The organism is Planctomycetota bacterium (genome assembly GCA_026387035.1).
Classification (GTDB): Bacteria; Planctomycetota; Phycisphaerae; order FEN-1346; family FEN-1346; genus JAPLMM01.
Genome location: JAPLMM010000051.1, coordinates 1 through 5579 on the forward strand (window position 1 = coordinate 1; position 5579 = coordinate 5579).

Consider the following 5579-nt stretch of genomic DNA (forward strand, 5'->3'; position numbering starts at 1 on the left):
TCGCCGGACCGCCTTGCGGAGGCGCCAATCGCGGCTGAAGCGTTCGGCCAGGATGTGGCCCGCGCCGGCGAGGGCGTCCTCGACCGAACGCACCTCGCGCGGGTGGCTGACGAACTCGGCCGCCTTCCGCGCCAGGTCGGGTCCCTCGGCCGGGCCGGCCTGGGCATAGTCCGCGAGCGGCGCCAAGCCGCGCTCGGCAGCGACGGTGGCGGCGGTCCGTCGGCCGGGTTTCGTCAACTCCAGCAGGTCCCGCAGCGGTTCGGCCTCGGTCGCCCCGTCGAGGGCCTGCGTCAACTCGTCCGTCAGGAGGCCGGCGCGTTTGGCTTCGCGGCGGACGCGGTCGCGCAGATCCTCGAGGGCCCGCAGTTCCTCGCGTGCGGTGGCCAGTCGGCGGAGCCTCGGTTCGTCGAGGCCGCCCGTCGCGGACTTGCGGTAATGGGCGATGAAGGTGGGGCTCAGACGGTCGTCGAGGAGCCTGGAAGCAGCCTCGGCCTGCTCGCGTTTGATTCCGAGCCGGTCCGCCAGCGCCTGAAACGTGTCACCCGGCATGTCAGGGGCAACCTTTTTCTGCACGGAGTGCCTTCTTCCGCGTGATTCCGATTCGGGCAGTATAGGCGCCCCGGCCGGCGGACGCAAAATCTTTTTTCCGCCGACCGGCGCCGCTTGCGATATGCCGGCGACGCTTCTACAATAGGGTTATTCCTCAGGGCCGGCCTGTTGGTGTCGCGCGGCGAGGCAAAGCCGCCGCGACGCCGGCCGCGGAGACCCTTCCTATGGGGGCTGGCAGCGAGCGCGGTCTGGTCATCGTATTCACGGGCGACGGCAAAGGCAAGACGACCGCCGCCCTCGGCCAGGCCGTGCGCGCCGTCGGCCGAGGCTTGCGGGTCCTGGTGGTCCAGTTTCTGAAGGCGTGCGCGTCGGGCGAACACGAGGCCGTGCGTCGGCTCGCGCCGGACCTCGAGATCCGCGTCATGGGGCGGGGGTTCGTCCCGCCGCCGGAGGACCCGGCGTTCGAAGAGCACCGGGCCGCGGCGCGCGAGGCCCTCCAGTATGCGCGCCAGATTCTTCGCAGCGGCCAGCGCGACATGCTGGTGGCCGACGAAATCCTGACGGCCGTCGGCCTGAGGGTCCTGGACGAAAAGGACGTCCTCACGCTTCTGGACGATCGCCCGCCCGGCGTGCATCTCATCCTGACCGGCCGCGGGGCGACCGAGGGGCTCATCGGGCGCGCGGACCTTGTGACCGAGATGCGCGGCCTAAAGCATCCCCACGATGGGGGCGCCGAGGCCCGAGAGGGCATCGAGTTCTGATGGCCGGCGCGCGGCGAACGGGAGCGTTGGCAGGCCCTCTTGCGAGGCGGCGGTCCTATAATGGTTGAGGGAGGCGCACCCGGGCGATGGGCACCTTCGAGGCATTCGACCACACCGCCGACGTGGGCCTGGAGGTCCGCGGCGAGTCGCTCGCGGACCTTCTCGAAACGGCCGCGCGCGGCGTGTTCTCGATCATGCTGGACGACGGGCCCCGCGAGGTCGCCGTCGAGGCCGACGTGGCCGCCGCGCCCGACCCCTCGCTCGGCGACGACGCGGCAGAACTCCTCGTCTGCTGGCTCCAGGAACTCCTGTACCGCTTCGAGACGGAGCGTCTCGTGCCGCTCCGGTTCGAGTTCGCCGAGGCGGCCCCCTCGGGCGTCCGCGCGCGCGTCGGTTTCGGCCGATTCGATCCCGAGCGCCACGCGGCACGCCTGGAGGTCAAGGCCGTCACGTACCACGAACTGGCGGTCCGGCGGTCGCCCGACGGCGCCTGGTCCGCCCGTTTCATCCTCGACGTGTGAATGAGGATTGTACATAGTTAGCCGCCCGCCTTGGCGGGCGAAACCGCAAAACACGCGGCGGGTGCGGAGACCCGCCGCGCAAAAGGGGAATGTTTAGCCGTCGCCGGCACGGCGACGGCTGTGCTGCAGCGAAAACGCGTTGTTTCTGTAGCGCGGGGGTTCATCCCCCGCGCATAAACAGCAAGGGTTTTGCGCGGTGGGTCTCCGTACCCGCCGCGCAAAAGGGGAATGTTTAGCCGTCGCCGGGACGGCGACGGTCGTGCCGTAGGAGTCATTGGCCATGACCGAATCGCGATCCTACCAAGGTCCCCTCGAACCCGCCGGCGAGTGCCGGTGGCGCATCCCGAAATCCTACAAGCGCGGCATGCGCGTGGACGGGATCATCTACGCGGACGACCGCCTCATCCAGGAGATCCGCAAGGACAACGCCGCCGAGCAGGTCGCCAACGTCGCCTGCCTGCCCGGCATCCAGAAGGCCAGCCTCGCCATGCCCGACATTCACTGGGGCTACGGGTTTCCCATCGGGGGCGTGGCGGCGACGGACCCCGAGGAGGGCGGCGTCGTCTCGCCCGGCGGCGTCGGATACGACATCAACTGCGGCGTTCGATTGCTGAGGAGCGATCTCGCGCGCGACCGGGTCGAGCCGAAGGTCAAGCAACTCGTGGACCAGATTTTCCGCGACGTGCCGTGCGGCGTCGGCATCGGCGGGGACGTCAAGTTCTCGCCCCCGGACATGCGCCGCGTCATGACCGAAGGGGCCGGCTTCATCGTCGAGCGCGGCTACGGCTGGCCGGAGGACCTGGAGCACACCGAGGCGGGCGGCGCCCTCGACGGGGCCGACCCCGACGCCGTCTCCAAGCGCGCCGTCGAGCGAGGCAACGACCAGGTCGGAACCCTCGGCGCGGGGAACCACTTCCTCGAAGTCCAGGTCGTGGACGAAATCTACGACGCCAAGGCCGCCGAAGCGTTCGGCGTCGCGGCGGGCACGGTCGCGCTGCTCATCCACTCCGGCAGCCGGGGGTTCGGCCACCAAATCTGCGACGACTATCTGAAAATCATGCGCGGGGCGGCCGCCAAGTACGGATTCGAACTGCCGGACGCCCAACTCTGCTGCGCACCGGTCAAGAGCGACGAGGGCCGACGCTACCTCGGCGCCATGCGCGCCGCGGCCAACTACGCCTGGGCCAACCGCCAACTGCTGATGCATCTCGTGCGCGGGGCCGTGGCGAAGGTTTTCGGCTCGAAGGCGCAGGACCTCGGCCTCGGGCTCGTGTACGACGTTGCCCACAACATCGCCAAGATCGAGACGCACGCGGTCGGCGGGCGTCAAAAAACCCTCTGCGTCCATCGCAAGGGCGCGACGCGCGCCTTTCCGGCCGGCCACCCGGAGGTGCCCTCCGATTACCGCGAGGTCGGCCAGCCGGTCCTCATTCCCGGCGACATGGGACGATACTCGTTCCTCCTGGTGGGCGAGCCGGCCGCGATGGAGGAGACGTTCGGCTCCGTATGCCACGGGGCGGGTCGGCGGATGTCGCGGCACGAGGCGGCACGGGGAGTCCGCGGCGAAGAGGTTCGCGCGCGGCTGGCGGAGCGAGGCATCGTCGCGCGGAGCCGCAGTTGGAAGGGACTCGCCGAGGAACACTCCGACGCCTACAAGGACGTGGCCGACGTCGTTGCCGTGGTGGAGCGCGCGGGTCTGGCGCACAAAGTGTGCCGGATGCGGCCGCTCGGCGTCGTCAAGGGCTGACGCGCCGCAGCCGATCAGACCTGGAACCGCATAGGCGTGTCGCTCGCCGGAGGCTCGTGATACGGCACCGAGAGGTCCTCGGGCTTCAGGTCCACTTGCGCCCCGCACGAGACGCAGCGGACCGTGGCCCCGGCGCGGAGTTCGTCGAGTGTGACCACCATCTCGACGTCGCAACGCGGGCAGGCGAACGGTACAAACACGTTCACGCGTCGCTGCATGACCGTCCCCCGCGAAGAAATGCTTACGCTTGCCATATTGTACCAGCGCGCCTGGGCGGGGTCCAGCCGAAAGGGGCATGGCCAAGCCCTTGTCCGCCATAACGGCGTCAGCCGCGAAGGCGGGCCCGTCGCGTATTCAGTTGCCTACCACGATCTATACGACCCGTGGACCGGCCGTCAACTCTGCGTGGAGATTCTATTGGCGACTCGCCAATTCTCACGGTATGCTACGAGCGGCCGAATATCCTAAAGGGGTCAGTCATGCCTATCCGAGCCACCTGCGCTTGCGGCAAGGCGTACCACTTCAAGGATGAGTTCGCCGGTCGTCGTGCCAAGTGCCCGGCTTGTGGCGTGGTACTGCGGATCCCCAGCACGGCCGCTACGGATACGGAAGGAAAGGGGCTCGTTACCTCCTCTGTCGTAGCGAAACAAGGCTCGTTGCTGCCCAAAGCGGTTCAAGCGGGTGCTCACACGCCGGCTTCGGCCGACACTCAGCCTAGTGGTCCAATTGGCGCTTCGCGGCCGGCTATTCATAAGGTGTTCTACCTGATGTCTATTTTCAGCTATGTCCCTCTCTTCGCTCTCGGCATACTTGTTCTGGTGGTAGGCTTGATCCTTGCCGGGAAACCCGGTGGCGGGGGAAGCCGAGAAGCCCCGTCAATCCCTCAGATAGGAGTTATTACGGGCTACTTCCTTTTCACAGCCATCGGCATACTGGCCCTGGTCTACGGGGGAGTCGTTTACTTCATTCTTTTGTATAAGATGTGGGCAGCAATTCCCAAGGACCGGGCTAGGATGTCCCCCGCTGCGGCGGTGGGCCTTCTATTTGTGCCGCTATTTAATCTCTACTGGTATTTTCAGGTCATTTATGGCTGGGCTCAGGACTACAATGACTTCATTGCCGAGCGCGAAATCAATGCCCCGGCCGCTTCGGAGAAACTAGCATCTGCCATACCCGTTTTCCCCCTAATTGGCCTGGGGATTGGGTTCATACGCGCCATTTCAGTCCAGAGGCCCGGCGACAGTATGGATATCCTCACGGGTTGGGTCGTCCTGGCCCTTGGTATTGCCTCAGTTGTAGTATCCTATTTGTTCTTAAACCGCGCGATTGACGGCCTGAATTCGCTTGCTCGGAGTGTGCCCAAGGGTACGGCCTAACAAGGTATCACTCGCAGAAATTCGCGCCATCAAGCCGCGGCCAACACATCAGGCGTACTCTTTGTCAATCCGCACCTGCCTACAATCCAAGCACCGGCACCGGCCCTTCGGCAGGCTCAGGGCGGTGAGCCCGTCGAACCGCACCGGCGGCGCCCCAGGCTGAATTGTCTCAGGCCTTCGGCCTACACCCTCCCTCGCCCCGCCGTTCCCCCCATTCCCGCTTTTCTCTGCGTTCTCGGCGTGCTCCCTGGCAGGGGTACGGCCCCTGCCGTGGCCCGCTGCGTTGAAGGCTGCGCAAATCCCGCGCCAAACGCGCGGGAAAAAAGTTATTAACATAAAGGTATGCACATGGCATGGATGGAAAGAGTGCGAAATAAGGCCCAAAAACCGGTAAAAACCGCACCAAAAACGTGAAAAAGCCCCTAAAAAAGTCAAAATTCGCGCTAGCCCATCTTACCAAAGGCACCCCGTCCGCCGAAAAAACCCCCCGGAAGCTAGCGCCAGGGCCGGTGGTCTCCAAAAAACCGCCCCAAAATACCCCCCAAAACCTCCTCAAAAAAGTTATCCACAATCCTCCTTCGCCCTGCGGGCTACGGAGGACAGGTCGCCGGTCGTAAGTTGAACC

The 5579-nt window shown here is 65.9% G+C and carries 6 protein-coding genes; 4 read left to right on the forward strand and 2 right to left on the reverse strand.

The window, feature by feature from the left end; genetic code table 11:
* Positions 1 to 573: RNA-binding transcriptional accessory protein (locus NTX40_01565; protein ID MCX5647774.1), on the reverse strand; the 573-nt coding region annotated here is incomplete at its 3' end.
* Positions 574 to 773: 200 nt separating this feature from the next.
* Here NTX40_01565 and NTX40_01570 point away from each other — a divergent pair.
* The 3 genes from NTX40_01570 to NTX40_01580 all read left to right on the forward strand — a co-directional run bounded on the left by NTX40_01570 (position 774) and on the right by NTX40_01580 (position 3578).
* Positions 774 to 1310 (forward strand): cob(I)yrinic acid a,c-diamide adenosyltransferase, encoded by a 537-nt coding sequence (locus NTX40_01570; GenBank protein ID MCX5647775.1) that lies wholly within the window; start codon positions 774 to 776, stop codon positions 1308 to 1310.
* A gap of 86 nt (positions 1311 to 1396) precedes the next feature.
* Positions 1397 to 1831 (forward strand): archease, encoded by a 435-nt coding sequence (locus tag NTX40_01575; GenBank protein ID MCX5647776.1) that lies wholly within the window; start codon positions 1397 to 1399, stop codon positions 1829 to 1831.
* A gap of 364 nt (positions 1832 to 2195) precedes the next feature.
* The gene (locus tag NTX40_01580) at positions 2196 to 3578 is read left to right on the forward strand and encodes an RtcB family protein (protein MCX5647777.1); all 1383 of its coding nucleotides are present in this window, start codon (positions 2196 to 2198) and stop codon (positions 3576 to 3578) included.
* Positions 3579 to 3592: 14 nt separating this feature from the next.
* Here the strand turns inward: NTX40_01580 and NTX40_01585 are convergent, their stop codons facing one another.
* Positions 3593 to 3796 (reverse strand): hypothetical protein, encoded by a 204-nt coding sequence (locus NTX40_01585; protein MCX5647778.1) that lies wholly within the window; start codon positions 3794 to 3796, stop codon positions 3593 to 3595.
* A 549-nt stretch (positions 3797 to 4345) separates the two neighbouring features.
* On the opposite strand from NTX40_01585, the gene NTX40_01590 reads away from it, so the two are divergent.
* On the forward strand, positions 4346 to 4954 hold the full coding sequence (locus NTX40_01590) for a hypothetical protein (GenBank protein ID MCX5647779.1): 609 nt from the start codon (positions 4346 to 4348) through the stop codon (positions 4952 to 4954).
* Positions 4955 to 5579: the final 625 nt, after the last annotated feature.